This is a genomic window from Proteiniphilum sp. X52 (assembly GCF_003712195.1).
Taxonomy (GTDB): domain Bacteria; phylum Bacteroidota; class Bacteroidia; order Bacteroidales; family Dysgonomonadaceae; genus Proteiniphilum.
Window position 1 is genome coordinate 152,140 of the sequence record NZ_RDSD01000002.1, and the last position, 17,718, is coordinate 169,857.

The 17,718-nt window shown below is 41.3% G+C and carries 16 protein-coding genes and 1 tRNA gene; 14 read left to right on the forward strand and 3 right to left on the reverse strand.

The window, feature by feature from the left end:
- The first annotated feature begins 2 nt into the window (after positions 1-2).
- The 14 genes from D7D25_RS17825 to D7D25_RS03075 all read left to right on the forward strand — a co-directional run bounded on the left by D7D25_RS17825 (position 3) and on the right by D7D25_RS03075 (position 14,343).
- Positions 3-215, forward strand: coding sequence for a hypothetical protein (locus tag D7D25_RS17825; protein ID WP_148038834.1), 213 nt, complete (start codon positions 3-5; stop codon positions 213-215).
- A gap of 25 nt (positions 216-240) precedes the next feature.
- A complete protein-coding gene (locus tag D7D25_RS03015) occupies positions 241-948 on the forward strand; it encodes a hypothetical protein (protein ID WP_148038835.1) in 708 nt (235 codons plus the stop codon).
- On the forward strand, positions 893-3,391 hold the full coding sequence (locus tag D7D25_RS03020) for a hypothetical protein (protein ID WP_122967486.1): 2,499 nt from the start codon (positions 893-895) through the stop codon (positions 3,389-3,391). Before D7D25_RS03015 ends, D7D25_RS03020 begins: the two co-directional genes overlap by 56 nt.
- Entirely contained in the window at positions 3,382-5,634 is a 2,253-nt protein-coding gene (locus D7D25_RS03025) for a hypothetical protein (RefSeq protein ID WP_122967487.1), read from the forward strand. Before D7D25_RS03020 ends, D7D25_RS03025 begins: the two co-directional genes overlap by 10 nt.
- Positions 5,631-6,335 (forward strand): hypothetical protein, encoded by a 705-nt coding sequence (locus D7D25_RS03030; protein ID WP_122967488.1) that lies wholly within the window; start codon positions 5,631-5,633, stop codon positions 6,333-6,335. The genes D7D25_RS03025 and D7D25_RS03030 overlap by 4 nt, the downstream gene beginning before the upstream one ends.
- A 38-nt stretch (positions 6,336-6,373) precedes the next feature.
- The gene (locus D7D25_RS03035) at positions 6,374-8,104 is read left to right on the forward strand and encodes a hypothetical protein (RefSeq protein ID WP_122967489.1); all 1,731 of its coding nucleotides are present in this window, start codon (positions 6,374-6,376) and stop codon (positions 8,102-8,104) included.
- Positions 8,091-9,581 (forward strand): hypothetical protein, encoded by a 1,491-nt coding sequence (locus tag D7D25_RS03040; RefSeq protein WP_122967490.1) that lies wholly within the window; start codon positions 8,091-8,093, stop codon positions 9,579-9,581. Before D7D25_RS03035 ends, D7D25_RS03040 begins: the two co-directional genes overlap by 14 nt.
- A gap of 247 nt (positions 9,582-9,828) precedes the next feature.
- Positions 9,829-10,164 carry a hypothetical protein gene (locus tag D7D25_RS03045; protein WP_122967491.1) on the forward strand — a complete coding sequence of 112 codons (336 nt, stop codon included), beginning with the start codon at positions 9,829-9,831 and terminating at the stop codon, positions 10,162-10,164.
- Positions 10,165-10,186: 22 nt separating this feature from the next.
- Complete coding sequence (locus D7D25_RS03050) at positions 10,187-11,047, forward strand: hypothetical protein (protein ID WP_122967492.1); 861 nt, start codon at positions 10,187-10,189, stop codon at positions 11,045-11,047.
- Positions 11,048-11,049: 2 nt separating this feature from the next.
- Complete coding sequence (locus D7D25_RS03055) at positions 11,050-12,129, forward strand: hypothetical protein (protein ID WP_122967493.1); 1,080 nt, start codon at positions 11,050-11,052, stop codon at positions 12,127-12,129.
- Positions 12,129-12,629, forward strand: coding sequence for a hypothetical protein (locus D7D25_RS03060; protein ID WP_122967494.1), 501 nt, complete (start codon positions 12,129-12,131; stop codon positions 12,627-12,629). Before D7D25_RS03055 ends, D7D25_RS03060 begins: the two co-directional genes overlap by 1 nt.
- A gap of 1 nt (position 12,630) precedes the next feature.
- Positions 12,631-13,191 (forward strand): hypothetical protein, encoded by a 561-nt coding sequence (locus D7D25_RS03065; protein ID WP_122967495.1) that lies wholly within the window; start codon positions 12,631-12,633, stop codon positions 13,189-13,191.
- On the forward strand, positions 13,188-13,700 hold the full coding sequence (locus D7D25_RS03070) for a hypothetical protein (RefSeq protein ID WP_122967496.1): 513 nt from the start codon (positions 13,188-13,190) through the stop codon (positions 13,698-13,700). The genes D7D25_RS03065 and D7D25_RS03070 overlap by 4 nt, the downstream gene beginning before the upstream one ends.
- Positions 13,701-13,737: 37 nt before the next feature.
- Entirely contained in the window at positions 13,738-14,343 is a 606-nt protein-coding gene (locus tag D7D25_RS03075; RefSeq protein ID WP_122967497.1) for a hypothetical protein, read from the forward strand.
- Here D7D25_RS03075 and D7D25_RS03080 read toward each other — a convergent pair.
- The 3 genes from D7D25_RS03080 to D7D25_RS03090 all read right to left on the reverse strand — a co-directional run bounded on the left by D7D25_RS03080 (position 14,340) and on the right by D7D25_RS03090 (position 17,714).
- Positions 14,340-15,512: a site-specific integrase gene (locus tag D7D25_RS03080; RefSeq protein ID WP_122967498.1), complete on the reverse strand. Its 1,173-nt coding sequence runs from the start codon at positions 15,510-15,512 to the stop codon at positions 14,340-14,342. The genes D7D25_RS03075 and D7D25_RS03080 overlap by 4 nt on opposite strands.
- Before the next feature lie 129 nt (positions 15,513-15,641).
- Positions 15,642-15,715 (reverse strand) — tRNA-Ile (locus tag D7D25_RS03085).
- A gap of 145 nt (positions 15,716-15,860) precedes the next feature.
- Positions 15,861-17,714 (reverse strand): 4-hydroxy-3-methylbut-2-en-1-yl diphosphate synthase, encoded by a 1,854-nt coding sequence (locus D7D25_RS03090; protein ID WP_122967499.1) that lies wholly within the window; start codon positions 17,712-17,714, stop codon positions 15,861-15,863.
- Between the last annotated feature and the right edge of the window lie 4 nt (positions 17,715-17,718).

A 17,718-nucleotide genomic window follows, 5' to 3' on the forward strand; every position in this document is an offset into this window, starting at 1 on the left:
TTATGAAAGAGATATTGCAAAAAAACGGATGGGTTAACTACAGAACCGGCTGCAGTTGCGTTGGTTTGCCCCGATATTGGAAAAACGACGGCAGGATGGGATGGGAAATAATAACCAAGGGCGAACGGTTTACGATTAAAAGAGACGGTAATGTCGTTGATTCCGGTGTAGCATCGAACTTTAATGAATTGATGAAAAAATATGAACTTATTTAGAAAAATTTTTAGAAGACGGAGGAATGTGAAATCGATATTCCCAAATCAGAAACATATTATCGAAGAGGCGTTCGAGGTGGGTGGTGTGAAGTATTACCGTTTTTCGGATGTATTCCAACTCCCATACGAGCGTGGGTTGATGGCTTTGGCCGTGTATGAAGAGGTGCGTATGCGATGCACTCGGGAGTATTTGGAAAAGCATGTAGAGGCTTGCCGGGAGTTGCTCCACGACAGTAAAATAGATATATACAAACTGAACTTGATAAACGAACAGTTGGGCGACCGGCTGAACTTGGCGTTTGATGCGGAGCATTTGTATAAATTGGCATCGGTTGTGTTTTTTGACGAAAAGGAAAATCCGGCACTTTATGAGGCGGATTATTGTGCTAAAAAAATAGAGCATTGGAAGAAGCATAAGGATTTGACGGCTTTTTTTTTTACAGAAGCCTTTAATGGAATTAATTCCCTTCTTGAAAGATGCCGATTTCGATTTACAAACATATTCGGAGGTGGTGGAGAAAACGAACGAAACACATTCGGCGATTTTGCGAGCAGCCATATCCAAAACTACATAGATGGTTTTGAGGAGTGGAAGATGGTACTTGAAAAAGAGGGTAACACAACTGAGGGATTGACCTTGTGGGAATTCCTTTTCAAATTGGATAAAGCGATTAAAAATGGCAAACGAGAAGAACGTATTAATCCGGTTTACGGCAGAGAGCGGCGGACTTGACGAAAGCACGCAGAAAATAGATGAGTTGCGGGCGAAAAATAAAGAGCTTTGGGCTGATTACGACAAGGCGCAAGAGGCCCGAAAAAAGGCGGCATCGAGTGGTTCTGCCGTAGAACAAAAGTCGATGCAAGAGCAATACGACGCTATCAGAAAGGTAACCTCCGAAATAGAGAAGAACGAAAAACAGATAAAAAAACTCAGTGGCGAAGGTGTAAAAAACGTAAAACGGTTGAGCGATGCGTTTAAGAAGGTGCCAGAGTCGATACCGGAAAAAGCAGTTGAAAAGAGTTTCAGAACCATTAAGCGAGAAATTGAAAATCAAATCAAGTCGATGGAAATGCTCGGTAAAACCGGAACGGCTGAATATCAAAAATTAATAAAAGAAGCCGGTCGTTTGGCGGATATCGAGAGTGACGTTGCGCGTCAAATAAAAGGTATTGCAAGCGATACGGCCGGGTTTGATTTGATAATGGAAGGTACGCAGGGAATAGCTGCTGGTTTTCAGGTTGCACAAGGTGCTGCAGCTTTGTTTGGCGTTGAGCAAGAGAAGTTAATGCCAATGATGGTTAAACTTCAAGCGTTAATGGCATTGACCACAGGATTACAGCAGATTCAAAATAACATTCAAAAAGAGAGTTATGTTATGCGTGCTGTAAGTAACCTTCAATTGAGTGCAGCCACAAAAGCTGAAGCGGCACATGCGAGAGCTATCGCCATAAAAACAAGTGCCGAAAAAGGAAGTGTTTTAGCTCTCGGAAAAGCTACGATTGCACAAAAGGCTTTTAATTTGGTTGCAAAGGCAAATCCGTATGTTTTGCTTGCTACTGCGTTGATAAGTGTTGTGGGTGCGTTGGCTTTGCTGACGAAAGCGAACAAGGCTCACAATATTGAGCAAAAGCGGATGAATGATTTGAATAAGGCTGCCATTGACGGTTACAATGAACAACAGGTTGAGTTGGAAATGATGTCCCGAAAAATAAAATTAAACACTACCAGCCTGGATGAAAAACAAAAGATGCTTAAGGTTGTAAACGAAAAGTACCTTGACAGCAAAAACCAGCTTAAGGATGTTAACGAGCTTGAGGAGTGGCTGGTGAATGCCACACCGGCGGTCGTTCAGGCATACATTGCCCGTGCCACGGCAGATGCGGCACGAGCGAAAGCGGTTGAAACCAATATGAAATTGTTGGAGGATCAGCAAAAATCGGATGAGGAGGTTTTGAAATGGTATGACAAAGCCATTGCAGGAATTTACGGACTGTTTGGTGATGCGGATGAATTGAGAAGACGCCGTGCCGGATATTACCGTGAGCAAAACAAACAAGATTTTGAAGCTGAAAAGAATTTCTACATCAATACCGCTATCGAAATGGGAAATCAAGCGTCGGAATTGTTTAAGACTCTCGGTTTAAAAACAGGAGATGAAATAGGTAATATCTCTAAAGATTCGGCAAAGAAGATTGCTTTTTGGCAAAAGGAACAGTATAAGCAGGATCAAGCTGAATTTGAAAAAAGTTTACATGAGAAAAGAGCGATAAAGGAAATCGAAGTTAAAAAAGAGTTAGCCATCGATAAAGAAAGAGCCGAACAGATAGCTAAAGAACAAAGAGAAAGGCTTGAAAGAGAGATAGAACTTGAACGAGAAGCGGCAGAGCGTAAACGTGAAATTCAAATGGCTTCTTTGGATTTTGCACGTGATTTCGGCAATACATTGTTTTCGATAAACAGTGACCGCCTGCAAGCTGAATTGTCAGATTTAGAGCATTACTATACCACCGATGCGGAAGAAGCGAGAAAGAATAAAGACAAAAAACTGATTAGCGAAAAGGAATTGGCAGCCAAAAAACTCGAGATTAAGAGGAAGCAGGCTCAAGCCGATAAACTGGAAGGTATTTTCAATATCGGAATAGCCACGGCGCAATCGATAATGAATTCGGCTAAGATGGGATTTCCTGCAGCTATACCTTTTATAGCTATGGCTGCCGCTTTAGGCGCCGTGCAACTGGCGGCGGTTGTAAGTAAACCATTACCTAAATACTGGAAAGGGCGCAAAGGTGGAAAAGGTGAGCTGGCCATGGTTGGTGAACATGGACCTGAAATGATGTGGATTCCGAACGGAGCAAGCGTTGTTCCGGCCCATGTGAGCAAAGACGTGATTAAGAATAACAGATATGATTTGTTAAAGAACTGGAACATCCCGAACGTGTATAACATTGAATTGCCGAGAATATCGAAAGAAACCATCCGGGAAACAAAGGAATTTCAAAGGCAAAATTCGATTGATTATGATCTCCTCGGTCGTTCGGTCGCAAAACATATCCGGATTCCACAATCGGTTGAAAGGAATGTAAACATCACGGTTGACAAAGACGGTGTGCACATAGATGATACTGGCGGCAACCGGACATTTAGAAACAGAAAATACAAAGGGCAATGGAATTGAGGTTTGCACTTATATACGACACCTTCCGGCTTGAGATTGATGAACCGGTTGGTTTTGATGCTTTTGAGCCTGAAATTGAGCGCAATGAAATGCACGGCGTAAGCGTGGAGTATAGCGATATTGATCTGGAGTTCACGGATTGTGATGCAATTGATATAATTAAACGGAAATATGAATCGAATCTTGACAGCGTGATCGAATTCGTTGTGGAAATGAATTGCAATGATGATTTTGACGAGATTTACCGCGGGCGTTTGGATTTAAGTACGTATCAGCATCTCAAAAAAGAATACTCGGCTGTAAAGTGCAAGGTTGGACAAACGGGGGTGTTTACCACATTCAACAACCGGATCAGTACAGATGTCTGTGTTGACGATACTGTTTCGGTTGATGGAGTAGAATTGCCAGATTATGACTTGATAAATAAAGAGATTAGCATCCCAGGGCATAATTTGATTGTAAAATCGAGATCTTGGGATGACAATGTCGGTGAATTTATTCCATTGGCATATTCTCTTGAAGCGGGGCCAAGGAACATTGTATATGCTCCGGTAATGATGAACTCCGAAACCGGTGATAACGGTGTATTCCCTTTTCAGTCTCCCTATGTTGTAAAATCATCTGAAGCGAAAGATCTATTATTGCCGTATTTTGAATTTGATAAAGGAATTCATATAGAGAAAACGCAAATTGACTATTCTTTCGATTTTATAATTAGGCTTGAAAATTCGGAAGAAAATATAACACTGGAAGAAATATATCCTAATGCTACATTCATTATCGAGACAGGCAAAGAAGGTGGTGTTTTAGAGAATAGAGAAATAACGGCGCAATTTGCATCACAACCTCTCGGCGTGAAGTATTATGAAAAAAGATTTTCATTTGGAGGGACGCTTCAGGATGTAAACTTTGATCAACTGTATGTATATTTGATAATTACAGTTTTTGTGCCTTCTAACTTAACCCCTATAGCGTTACAACGCTATAGCTTGCACACGAAACCAAGAAGTTCTTATTTTAATGTTACGTCAAATAGCATATTGCCACCCACAACATCAAAGATTAACATGTTACATGAAACAATGGCCAGGATCACCGAATCTATCACGAATAACGAAATGACTGTATGGAGTGATTATTATGGCCGTCCGGATAGTTTTGCCGGTGCGACAAAACCATACCCGCCGGCAAAGTCATTTGGTCCCGGGTCTCTTAGGTGCCTTACGAATGGATATAAATTGAGGCAATATAAATATGCGAATGGCGAATCAGCAAAGATGTATTTGTCAATGAAAAAGCTGGTCAACTCCCTTTCAGCCATTGACAATATAGGATGCGGTTTTTCATTTGGACAAGGTAGGTGGTGGGTGAGAGTTGAGAACTGGAAATGGTTTTATAAAAATATAGAGTTATTCGAAATAAATAATCCATCCAATGTTGAGAGGTCTCATGATCTTGATGAGACATTTACCCGATTAAAGATAGGATATAAAAAATATGCCGATATAAGTGAGGCCAACGTGGTGGATACTTTTCATTCGGAAAGGAACTATACTACGCTTGCAAAAGCTGTCGACAAGGAACTCCAGGCGATGAGCGAACTTGTGGCCGATCCGTTTGCAATTGAATATACCCGTAGAAAATCGATTGACAAAGATACAAAGGATTGGAGATATGATGAAGATATTTTTATTATTTGCGTGATGAGGGTTAATGTCAAAAAAGAATCCGGCGGCGTTGTTTCTAGTGATGTTACTGCTTATGAGGTAGACAACGGGATGGAAGAAACGGGGAACACCGTGACATCTCCTGAAACAGTAATTAATGTGTATATATCTCCGGCAAGAAATGCAATGAGATGGGCTGACAGGTTTTCCCAATATCCCGGCGCAAATGGGTTGAGCTATACCAGCGGCACAAGAAATACAAATGCAAAAGGTACAAGAAAATCAATAGCATCCCCACAAGTGGTTCAATCGGGTGGATTAACGACAACAACAACGTATGAAAGAGCATGGACGATCTTCGTGGAAGAGAATAAGGGTATTAATAAATCCGATCCGTACCTAAAATCTCAAATAATATCATTTGATTATCCCATCACCATGTCCCAGTGGAATATAATCCGGATGAACCCGTACGGTTATATTCGTGTAGATGGCGAACGATGCTGGCTTAAAAAGGTACAGTATAATTTTAAAACAGGATTGACAAAATTTGAACTAATCCCAGAATGGTCATGATTACAGGAAAATATTGTTTTGTGCAATTCAGTGAAACAATGACGGGATGTGAAGTGCCATTGCCCGTTAGAAATTTGAGTGATTTGCGTTTCTTTTTTGACACATCCATTACTAATTTGAACGTGGACGTGGTAAGTATTAACGGGGCGATGTTGCGTGAATTTGTGCATTCATTCAACTACTTTGCGACCGGATTGGATTTGGGAGTATTTATGAACCCAGGCAGATGTTTTCGATTGAAATTGACAAATAAAACAACCAATGAAGTTTATTACTCCAATGTGTTCATGTATTTACCAAACTGCGGATATCCACTTTTAAAATATTGGTGCAGCAAAGACGAGTTCGGATTTCATTATGAACCTAGCCGGATGAATTGGATTAGGCTTCCTTTGATTCTTGACAAACCTAATTACAACGAAAACAAAACCGAATATACAGACTCGAACGGAAAGACAAGGATATTGCACGCTGACATAAGGAAGAAATACCGATTGCAAACGGATTACATGCCGGAAAGCATGCACGATAAATTGAAGATTGCTCTTTCGCATGATTTGGTAACATTTAATGATGTGGAATACGTAGAGACCGGAAGTTACAAAATATTAGAAGAGATATTTGATTATGATTGCGTTGAGGGATATATGGGGGAAACAGAAGTCGCCGTGAACTTTGTTGAGCGAAATACTAACTGCTAAAGTAAAAAATAAAAATATGATTAAAAGACGGAAACAATATGGAGATAACGGTTGATTTTTTAAAAAAAGCGATTCAGACAAAACATCCGAATTATAAAAAAACGGTAGAAGAAGCTAAAGAATTACGTATGCATTATGACGGTGTGATGCCAGAAGATATAATAGAAAAAAGGCGACCGAATGAGCCTGATGGCGTGAAAAAGTACAGAAAGGATATTTATGTGCCAATTACACAAAATCCGATATCTAAGGTGTTCACGTCTCTCGGCAAAATACGCAGGTCGAAAGATTGGATTATTGATTATAACACAGTGGTACCTGCAGGTGTGAGAGAAGGCGAAAGTTTGGAAGATTACTGTGAAAAAAATTATCCGGGTTTTACAAGCCTAACAAATTGGGCGTTTAGTGAGTTGTTGAGTGAATATCTGCTTGATGCAAATTGCATGATAGCTGTTGTTCTGAAAAAGAAACAGGAACTTGAAACCGAATACGAAACACCTGTAGTTGAAATTTTCAGAAGTGAAAATGTAACTGACTTTGTAGAGGGCGAATATGTAGTGCTGAAGTCGAGAGATGTTGTTCCCTACTCAACTACTGCAGGAAGATACACATATAGCGATGGCGAAATATATTATGTGATAACACCCGATAGGATTGTTCGTTTTGAGCAAGAGAGCAAAGGCAAACAGTTTGCCATTACGGTAGATTATGAACATGGCATCGGTGAAATCCCCGCATTCAAAGCGGGCGGTATTTTTAAAGAGCGTGTGAATAACGATACGGTTTACAAAAGTAGAATATCTGCAATGCTGCCACACCTGAAAGAGGCATCCAGAGAATACAGTGACCTGCAAGCTGAAATAGTGCAACACATCCACAGCGAAAAGTATTATTATACGACAACAGACTGCAAGCATTGTAATGGGTCTGGTAAGATTGGTGTTGATGGTGCTTGCAAAGAATGTAACGGTACCGGGTTGAAGCATGCTGTTTCGCCATACGGACAATATTTAGTGAAACAAACAGAAGCGGGGAATCCAATACCACAACCTCCAATCGGATATGTTCAGAAAGATACCTCAATTGCTAAACTGCAAGACGAGCGTGTAGATAAACACATATACAAGGCACTTCAAAGTATCAACATGGAATTCTTGGCAGAAACTCCTTTAAATCAATCCGGATTGGCAAAAGAGGTTGACAAGGATGAGTTGAACAACTTCGTTAACTCAATAGCTGAAGATGTTGTGCGTATTTTGGATAATGTTTATAAATATATTTGTGAGTACAGATACAGAATTTCCGTTCCTAATAATGATGACAGAAAGGAAATGTTGCCGACCATTTCAGTGCCGGAAAGATTTGATTTGTTGGGTGCAGATTATTTGGTTGCCGAACTTGAAAAGGCAAAAACGGCCAATGTGCATCCGATTGTGATTCAGAATATGGAAATCGAGTATTTGCGGAAAAGATACAATGCAAACCAAGAAATTGCGGATGAGCTGGAAGTTGTGTATGACATAGACCCGTTACCCGCAACGAAAGAAGAAGATAAGTTGATAATGCTGAACAATGGCGGTATTTCACAGTTGGATTATATTGTAAGCTGCAATGTGGTTAGATTGGTGCGTAAAGCATTGTTGGAAAATGAAGATTTTTACAGTTGGGATAAAAACAAAAAGCGAGAAACGGTTTACAAATTTGCAGAAGATATTTTGAAAGAGACGTCGGCAAAGGGAAATGTAATGACAAACTTTGAACGTGATTAAGCCGGAAGAAATACAAAAGAAAGTTGATGATGCAATTGCGCAATTCGGAGACAATTTAACTGTGATTGAAAAAAGATTACTGTCTGAAATTGAATTGCTCTTAAAGGACCTTGAACTTGACGGTACAGGCCGTATAAAATCAAACACCGCAAATCTGAAGAAAATAACAAACATCGGCAAGAAGCTTGAACGAATTATTATATCAAAAAAATATATTGGAGATGTAACGTCTTTTGTGCGTTCTTTTTCGGAACTTGCATCCATGCAAAGCAGAATGTATGAAATTAGGAACGAACGTTTGTCAATGATTGAAAAAATGAGCATTGATGGCGTTATTGAAGGATTGACAGAAAGTGGAGTAAAAGCCAATATAGTGAATCCGATTCGCGATATGTTGGTTAAAAACGTTATTTCCGGCGGAAAATACACAGACATGATGGATTCATTGCGAAATCAGATACAACCTGCCGGCAAAGATGGGGTTGTGAGTCGGTATCTGAAAACATACACACTCGACAGTATCAATACATTCTCAGCTAACTATAACAAAATAATCTCTGATATCGGAAAATATCAGTGGTTTCAGTACACTGGATCGTTGATTGAAACGAGCCGGGAGTTTTGCGAAAAGATGGTTGAAAAGAAGTATTTCCATGTGAGCGAAATTCCGGAATTGCTGAAAGGACATATTAATAATCACAAATGCGAAATCTCAGACAAAACTGGTTTACCGAAAGGGATGAAAGCCGAAACAACAAAAGAAAACTTTCATCAATTGCGCGGAGGGTGGAATTGCGGCCATCAAATAATCGGTTTGCCTGAAGGTGCAGTGCCGAAAGCATTGAGAGATAAAATTGTTTATGAGCAAAACCAGGGAATTGAGGACGGTAAAGGATTTAAAGATGGTAGTGGTGAGTTGTATTTCGATCCTACGGGAATAAAGACATTTGCAGATTTAACTTCAAATATGACTCAAAAAGTTTCTGCGAAAATAAAGAAAAGAGGGTTTGAGAATTTTTTGAAGCATAATGAACATAAATCCTTTTACTATAAAAAGGGGAATGTTTATGCTATACAAGGGGCAAAATATAATGATGCCGAATTTCAAACAGCGGTGAAGCTGGCCAAAGCAGGATATCATGTTGTTTTTCCGAGACAGGGAGATTTAGGAAAAGGGCGCATAAATGACGTGTATGTGTATGACTCTAAAAAATATATACAAAGGAAAGTTGAACTAAAAGCCCTATACGGAGATACTGCCGAAAGAGTGAAAAGTCAAATCATCAGCGGAAGCGGGCAAGCCGATGTGGTTGCGTATGACATTCAGAGTGGAATTAAGCGGAATTGGCTAATTAAAGGATTACGTGAAGGTTGGAATGATAACATGAAATCCGTATTAATAAATTGGCGAGGGCAATGGTATGAATTAAGTAAGAAGGAGCTATTCGATGACAAAATATACAAGATGTTGCCATAAAAATATAAGCAGCCATTTGACAGGCTGCTTACTTCATTCAGGCTTTCACCCCCGGTCGCTCCTCGCGTTGCCGGTAAGAGTTATTACGCTACCCAGTGAGCGGTATTTCTACACCGCAAATATAATTAATATTTTGATTAAAACAAATTATTGTGTTTTTTATTATAAAAATAAGCTCTTAATGAGCTTTATTAAATCTAAATGAGTATATTTGTAACGAATATTATACACTTATAATTTTATTGTTATGGCAAAAGGAAAATACATCAAGGTTGAGCTGAAAGATGGCACGAAACATGTGCTTTTAGCTTCAAATGAAGCTTTTTATAAGAAGCAAGGTGCAAAGATAAGCGAACCTACACAAAAAGAGATTGACGCCGTTTTCGGCAAAGATGTTGAGGTGAAAGAAGATAAAATAGATATCACCAATACTCCCGAGTACAATGCTTTAAATACCGAACTAATAACGCTAACCGCTCAAAAAGCCAATTTGGAACTTGAATTGGATGCTGAAAAGGCCAAGGTGGAAAAACTGACTGCTGAACTTAATGCTTTAAAAGCTATACAAAAAGACGAAAAGTAAAAGACAAAAAAATTTTTATTATATGAAACTTGGAGATTTTCTCAATACTTTGGCGCAAAAAGTGGGAGCGCAAAACAATCCGGCATTGATAAGTCTATTATCCAATGCTGAACTCGCCAACAAGGATTTGGAAGATGATTTTGCAAATCTATTGAACGGCGGACTTATGTCGCTGGAAGCAGCGAAAAACAATGCACAATTGCGAAATCACTTCTATGGTTTGGCATTGAACGGCGTTGATTCTGAAATTTTAAACGCTGCATCGGAACTTGGTTTTGATGAAACAGTTATCGCTCAACTCAAAGGTGATAAAGACACCTATAACAAACTTCGTGGATTGAAAGACAAAATGATTGAGTTGAAAGATAAGAAATCTACCGAAGACAGTGCCGGCAAACGTGCGGAATACCAAAAACAGATTGACGACCTGAATCGTACTATTGCCACGTTGAAAGAAACAAGCGCAAAGGATATTTCGGGCCTTAAATCTCAACACGACGCTGAAATTACTGATCTTATCATCCGTGCAAATCTGATGAGCAAAAACTATGCTAACAAGGACTTGAAACCTGAAGTGAACGCCATAACGGCAAAAGCTTTGGTTGACATGGAACTTGCAAACAAAGGCGCCATTGCGGTGAGAGACGGACACAGCATTGTATTGAAGCAAAAAACGAATCCGGAACTGGATTATTACGAAAACAACGTGAAAGTTGGTTATGACGATTTCGTGACCAAAACACTCACAAACAGCAAGATGCTTGCGGTTAGCGATGGAAAACCATCTCCACAACCGAGAGTACCACAGGATGGTGCAGGCTTGAACACGGCGGCCGTTCAAGATGCTATTGCTGAATCTTTGGCCGATTTAAAAACTGAATAACTATGAACTTGATTGGATTTGTAAATGCCTTATTGGTTAATATCGGGATTATTGCCGGATTGAACGACCCTCAATACAAGGTAACTCCTGTTGGTTTTTTGAACATGTTGATGGAAAATCCCGCCACTACTCAGATAAGCAATTTATCTCAACTACAGCAAGGATTTGACCGTGAAATTAAAGTGCGATATCTGCAACGTGGATTAGAGTCGTCCGTTACCGACAGGGATGATTGTGACACTCCTGTCGGTGCTGTTTGGAAAGAAACTGCAATTGGAGCACCTTCGTACAGCAAAATAGGCTTGTTTATCCCTGATTCTGATTTCAGGAAATACCAGGAAGAAGCAACAAGGACGGTTTCTGTTGGAAATCCATCTGCTCCTTTAATGCTTGGATTATATAATTTGATGCTTACCCAAATACAGGCTATGCTGCAAAAGATTGACAACAACCTTGTATCGGCACAAGCCACTAAATTTGGCATTAACGTTGTAACCGGCGCAAACACAGCAACGGCTGTAAATTTTTCCACGACTATAAATCAGACTGATGGTATTATTAAAATATTAGCTGACTTTGAAGCTAATGAGATGAGCGGCTCTCCTATTATTGTCGGTAACGGAGCTGTCAATAACTGGCAGATGGCTCAAAACGTAAAAGTGGGTGTTGATAATGGCGGATTTGGCGCATCCAAACTCAAATATTACAACGATTTTAAAACGGCTACCCTTTGGGGAGCTAATCACTTTGGCGTATTTGCTCCCGGCACTGTTGGACTGGTTGATTATAACAAGAATGTAGGTGCATTTGCGGGCGAAAAAGGCGGCTCAATATTCTTTACTATTCCAATACCCGTGCAATTGGCCAACGGGACCTTGACCACCTTTAAGCTGGATGCACAATTGAAGTACGAAGATTGTCCGATTTATAACGATGGAGGCGATAAGGTTGCAGACCGCGGGTGGAAACTTATCTTGAGCAAATACTATGGCTTGTTTAATCTGCCGAACGATGCTTTTGCGGCAGGCGACAGATTGGAGGGTGTGAACGGAAGTTTGCGTTACGTAGGAACAAATGTGTAATGGACTGTTTTCTTGGTTTTATTGGTTTTGACGGTACGGTGCAGGCTGAAAGCGGCTTGTACCTTACCGCTTTGCCGGGTATAACTCCGGACCTGCTGGAGGGTATTACCGACGATGCGGAAACGATCGCAAAGACGTTTTCCGACGTGGAGAATCGTTCGTCGTTGAAGTTTCGCACGTTCTTTCTTAATGAGTTGAACCGATGTTGGAACGTGTCGGACGTGAAATCGGCCGAGTGCTTGATTTGCGGACATAAGGAACTCTTATCGGTGGCGATGTGGTACCTGATGGGTGCGGAGATGATGGCGGAAACAATAGGCAGCGAACGGACAAACCGGTTTACGACTATTGATTTGGATAAAGCAGAGAACTTGCGAAACGAATACATGGATACTTTCTTCAGAGAGCTGCACACGGCTGTTGCCGGTGTTGACCTCACGGTTTGCATTAAGGATCCGGAACATGGCGGGGATATAGAAGTGATGTTTAACATGCCGTGACATGATTACCGTTAATGTTGATATGAGCGAATTGTTTGACATGGGGAAGAATATGGGGGACGCCGACTACACTTCTATTCTTATAGATTGTGCGAACACGACTTTGGCGAATATCAAGCAACGTGTTTTTATTGACGGGATGGACAGTAATGACAGTCAGATAGGAACATATTCGGAAGCATATATGAAAGTGAGAACCGGAAATTATCCGGAAACACGATTGAAGAGCGGGAAAGACAAAGGCGAGTTTCGGAAGGCAAAGACTAAAGCCGGTCAGGCGGGTGTTTACTCAAAAGGTAAAAATAAAGGGCAACCACGGCCACGTTACAACAGAAGCACGGATACGAAAGTAATAGGCTCCTTGACACGAGAAATGGAAAACGACATGAAAGTTATCGCTGATGGTGATGATGTTTACATCGGATTCTCGAATGAGCATAACTGGGATAAATCCCAGTGGTTGGAAGAGACTTACGAGAAGGATATCTGGCTTTTGACGGAAAGTGAAGATGCACAAGTTGACGAATTGGTTAATGATTTTATAGATGAGATTATAGGATGATACACGAAGCGGTTTTACAGATAAATAATGCCTTGAATCTTGGCTTGCAACTTGAAGGGATTACTAACATATCGGCAAACGAAATTGCTGAAGTTGCTATTGTGAATCAGAAAGGTTCTCAAAAATCATTTCCGGCGCTGTTTGACGTGAACGGCGAGGGCAAATATCCGTTTCTTGACGATAAGTTTGATTTGGGTTTTTATCACCGGGTTAACGTAAATAGGTATTTGCCTAATTATCGGAATTTTGGCAGGAATAAAGACAGAATTGTGGAATCTGACATGATGCTGGTTGTGTGGGGATTTTCAAAACCGTTGCAGTTAAGTAAATATCAAGTTGAGGAAATCGTAAGAAAAGCATTTCCCGATGAGGCTCTTCTCTTAGCATCTTCTTTTGACAGCTTGCAAATATTCAATCGTGAATTTAAAGGATATAAATTCAATATCCGGCCGGAAGAATTTGTTTTTTCAATCCAATATAAAGTTCGGTATCCTGAAGAAAGGTGCTGAAAATACTCTTACTAAATCATTTTAACGTTAAAATATTATGGCTATAGTATATAAAAATTGCATTCCCGATACTGGATTGCCTGTTTATGATTGCAACCCTTGCGCTGAAGGAGAGAAAGGGCGTGTAAGTACCGTTTTCATCTTCAAGGAAATGAGAGATGTATTTGAAATGGGTCAAGACGGAATCACTCCTGAAGGAATTATAAACATAGATGATTTAGCATCAAAGATAAACAACGGAGATATTGTGGTTATCCCAAATGTCAGAGGAACATATGACGGCGGAACTCCTAAGACAATCACCGGGTTTGGCAGACAAGCTGAAAAGGTTGTCGGTAAAACCCACGTGATTGTTTGGAACGACAAAAACCACTCCAAAAATGGCAGTTTCTATTCCTATCTTGAAGATAATCCAACCGGTTATTTCATTGGATGGACAACTGAAAACGAATTTAGAGTATCTGGGAAAAAATTAGACAAAGTTGAAGTAAAGGATCCCGTGGAGGAAGATGTGGAAAGTCTTGTTTTGTGGCAAGTGACAGTTACTTGGACTCAAAGCAATCCAAACATCCCAAAAGTCTTTCTTATGGAAGATGATATCAAGGAACTGATTAATAATTGTGTGGAAAGCGTTACACCTTAGCTATTTTTCAGGTTATCTAAAATAGTTCTCATCGCCGCATCCGCATGAGAGCGCATTATGCGAACATAATTGAATATCGGCCGGTTCTTTTTCACGGACTGGCCGATGCTGTATTCGAGAACTTCGAGCGAAATACCAAGATCGAAGCCATGCTGAACCAAAGATTTGCGAGCCGAATAGTAAACTACTCGCTTGTTAATTCCGAGTTTTTTTGCAAGGCGCTTGATGTTATTCGTTATGTATCTTCTGAAATTTTCATATTCGTATTTATACCCAAAATCGAGTTTCCCATTGTGAGTTTTCCAACGGTTAATTATTTCTTTTGCCTCGGGTTGAATGGTGAGCGAAATACGTTTATCTCCTCTTTTCGTGTACCTTGATTTTTCCCGGACATAGTCAACGATATCGGTTTTGTTGAAATCGATGCCCAACAAATCAATCAGGTTAATACCACCCAAGTAGTATGACAAGCAAAATAAATCGCGCGCAACACGCAGGGGTTTCTCCTTAAAATCCGAATCTCGTATTAATTTGAATTCTTCAACTGTTATATCAAGCTCACGTTCGAGGGTTTCCGGCACTTCAACGCCGTAAAATGGGGTAATCTGATATTTTACTACTCCCTTTCTTATTTGGGGCGTTATAAATGATTTAAGTTGCCGTAGATGTATTCCGCGGGTAGTGCTGTTATTGCCACGCTGGTCTCTTAAATAGTTGTCGAATTCCTCAATAACATCGGGTGTAATCATTTCTAACGGCAGGTTTCCGCATGATTCTATGAAGTATTTTTTTGTGCGATTGTAATCCTCTTTTGTTGATGCTTTTTTTAGTTTCTCGATATGGCTGTTTGCCGCTTCTAATATTGTGAGCTGTTTTATTTTCGTGTTTTTTACAAGAAAATCCCGAAGTTGTGAGCAGGTGTATATATTTGGATCTATTCTTTCGAGTGTTTCCTGATAGTCGTTGAGCTTTGTCCTCAACTTTGAATTGACCATTCCGGCATCAGGTCTATTGACAACCTGACCGTCTTTGAATTGATTTAGATTATCAATTTCATAGCGCTGCACAATATAGCGTGTATCTTGTTTATGCGATACCGCAATTCTGATTTTATGCCTTCCATTTTTCAAAACTTTTGCCGGCACAACGGCTAATTTTAGTGTTGCCATGTTTTCAAAATTTAGGACAAGTTTAGGACAAGTTTTCAAGTCCAAAAGTGGACTTAAATAGCTGTTTTAAAACGACGAAAGGGACTTCCATTTTACAGGAAATCCCTTTGTTTGCTTATTTTCAGAGAGTGGTCCCAACTGGGCTTGAACCAGTGACTCCCTGATTATGAGTCAGGTGCTCTAACCAACTGAGCTATGGGACCTCTCCTTCAGCTTTTAGTTTCACCGAAAGCGGGTGCAATATTACTGCTTTTTTCGGAAATTTCCAAAAGAAATAGTAATAATCATATCTTTGAAGTGATTATACCTATTTTACCCCTCAGACCCGGCCGGAGCAAACTCCACAGGTCAATTTCTTTCCGGCTCAATCCAGTCCCCATTGTCCTTGATCAGCTGAATAAGGTGTTCCACGGCTTGCTCTTGGGGAATATTTTTTTCCACCAGTTCTTTCTTCCTGTAGAGCGATATCTTACCGTGTTCCGCCCCCACATAACCGTAATCGGCATCAGCCATCTCACCCGGGCCGTTCACGATACAGCCCATCACCCCTATTTTCAGATGCTTGAGATGGGAGAAGTGCCGCTTCACCAAAGCGACGGTGGTCTGCAAGTCGAATAATGTCCTTCCACAACCGGGACAGGAGATAAATTCGGTCTTGCTTGTCCGGACACGTGCTGCCTGCAAAATACCGAAAGCATAAGCATCCATATGGGTGATATCGATCTGTCCCTGGTTGCTTATCATGATACCATTACCGAATCCGTCGAGGAGAACGGTACCGAAATCCACACCCCCTTTCACCTGTATATCTTCCGGCTCATCCTCCGTATAACTCCGCTGAAGGATTACCGGCACCCGAGAGCCGGCGTTCAACAATGCATGAAAGAATGCCCTCTGCTCGCCTACCCCGTTCTGATGAGCGGTGGTAAGGATCACTGCTGTTTTGGGCGTCTTTTTCAGGAAAGCAATCACCTCGTCCGAGAGTTCGGCATAAGAGAGTCGCAGGAATTTTACTTCTGCATTGCAACCCTCTATTTTATCGAGCGAGTCGACCGTGAAGAACGGAAAATTATCTATTTTCTCTTCCCAATAGGGATAATCAATAATGGATTTCATTCCTTTCGGGAAATGAACCGGCATACGGCTTCCCACATAAATGTAATCGGGGATGAAATGTGGGTTGACCGACATGTCATCAATTTTGCTCCGGTCAGAAATTACCACAGGCAAATGGTCCCCACCGATATTCCAGACCGGATCCGTTTCACGCCGGTCTGTGGAATAGGGGGAAAAGCCGGGATAAATTCCGCCCTTTATGGGTGCGTGTCCTTTTCTCAGGCTTACATAGTCCACTAATTTTCTGGCCACCGGAACTTCTGCTTCGGGATCCTCACTCAATGAGACACGAATCGTGTCGCCCAGCCCGTCGCTCAACAACGCGCCGATACCCACGGCCGACTTCATCCGTCCGTCTTCTCCGTCCCCGGCCTCGGTCACGCCGAGGTGCAACGGGAAATGGATATCTTCCTTATCCATCCTGTCCACCAACAAACGCACGGCTTTGGTCATCAGCAATGTGTTGGAAGCTTTCATCGATATCACGATATCGGTGAACCCCTCATCCATAGCAATTCGCAAATACTCCATACAGGACTCTACCATTCCTTCGGGGGTGTCGCCAAAGCGGGTCATGATACGGTCAGACAGCGACCCGTGATTGACGCCGATCCGCACCGCCGCACCGTGTTCTTTACAAACCTGCAGGAAAGGGATTACCTTGGAACGGATCTTCTCCAGCTCCCGCGCGTACTCCTCGTCGGTATATTCCACTACGGCAAAGGTTTTTTGCTTGTCGACGAAGTTTCCCGGATTGATACGCACTTTCTCCGCGATGGTGGCAGCCACTTCCGCTGCACGGGGATTGAAATGAATATCGGCCGACAAGGGTGTGGTGTATCCCTTATCCCTTAATCGCCGATGTATCTCGCGCAAGTTATTGGCTTCGCGCACACCCTGTGTGGTCAGACGGATCAGATCGGCACCCGCGGCGATAATCCTTTCGCATTGCGCCACACTGCCTTCGGTGTCGAGGGTGTTGGTATTGGTCATCGTCTGCACGACAACCGGATGACTCCCCCCCATGGTGATGTTTCCGATATGCACATCGATGGTTGGACGACGTTTGTAATTGAAAAAATCCATATTT

Excerpts from the sequence above, each read along its gene's own strand:
- D7D25_RS17825 (WP_148038834.1), top strand. The coding sequence starts at position 3 with ATGAAAGAGATATTGCAAAAAAACGGATGGGTTAACTACAGAACCGGC.
- D7D25_RS03020 (WP_122967486.1), top strand. The coding sequence starts at position 893 with ATGGCAAACGAGAAGAACGTATTAATCCGGTTTACGGCAGAGAGCGGC.
- D7D25_RS03025 (WP_122967487.1), top strand. The coding sequence starts at position 3,382 with ATGGAATTGAGGTTTGCACTTATATACGACACCTTCCGGCTTGAGATT.
- D7D25_RS03030 (WP_122967488.1), top strand. The coding sequence starts at position 5,631 with ATGATTACAGGAAAATATTGTTTTGTGCAATTCAGTGAAACAATGACG.
- D7D25_RS03035 (WP_122967489.1), top strand. The coding sequence starts at position 6,374 with ATGGAGATAACGGTTGATTTTTTAAAAAAAGCGATTCAGACAAAACAT.
- D7D25_RS03045 (WP_122967491.1), top strand. The coding sequence starts at position 9,829 with ATGGCAAAAGGAAAATACATCAAGGTTGAGCTGAAAGATGGCACGAAA.
- D7D25_RS03050 (WP_122967492.1), top strand. The coding sequence starts at position 10,187 with ATGAAACTTGGAGATTTTCTCAATACTTTGGCGCAAAAAGTGGGAGCG.
- D7D25_RS03055 (WP_122967493.1), top strand. The coding sequence starts at position 11,050 with ATGAACTTGATTGGATTTGTAAATGCCTTATTGGTTAATATCGGGATT.
- D7D25_RS03060 (WP_122967494.1), top strand. The coding sequence starts at position 12,129 with ATGGACTGTTTTCTTGGTTTTATTGGTTTTGACGGTACGGTGCAGGCT.
- D7D25_RS03065 (WP_122967495.1), top strand. The coding sequence starts at position 12,631 with ATGATTACCGTTAATGTTGATATGAGCGAATTGTTTGACATGGGGAAG.
- D7D25_RS03070 (WP_122967496.1), top strand. The coding sequence starts at position 13,188 with ATGATACACGAAGCGGTTTTACAGATAAATAATGCCTTGAATCTTGGC.
- D7D25_RS03075 (WP_122967497.1), top strand. The coding sequence starts at position 13,738 with ATGGCTATAGTATATAAAAATTGCATTCCCGATACTGGATTGCCTGTT.
- D7D25_RS03080 (WP_122967498.1), bottom strand. The coding sequence starts at position 15,512 with ATGGCAACACTAAAATTAGCCGTTGTGCCGGCAAAAGTTTTGAAAAAT.
- D7D25_RS03090 (WP_122967499.1), bottom strand. The coding sequence starts at position 17,714 with ATGGATTTTTTCAATTACAAACGTCGTCCAACCATCGATGTGCATATC.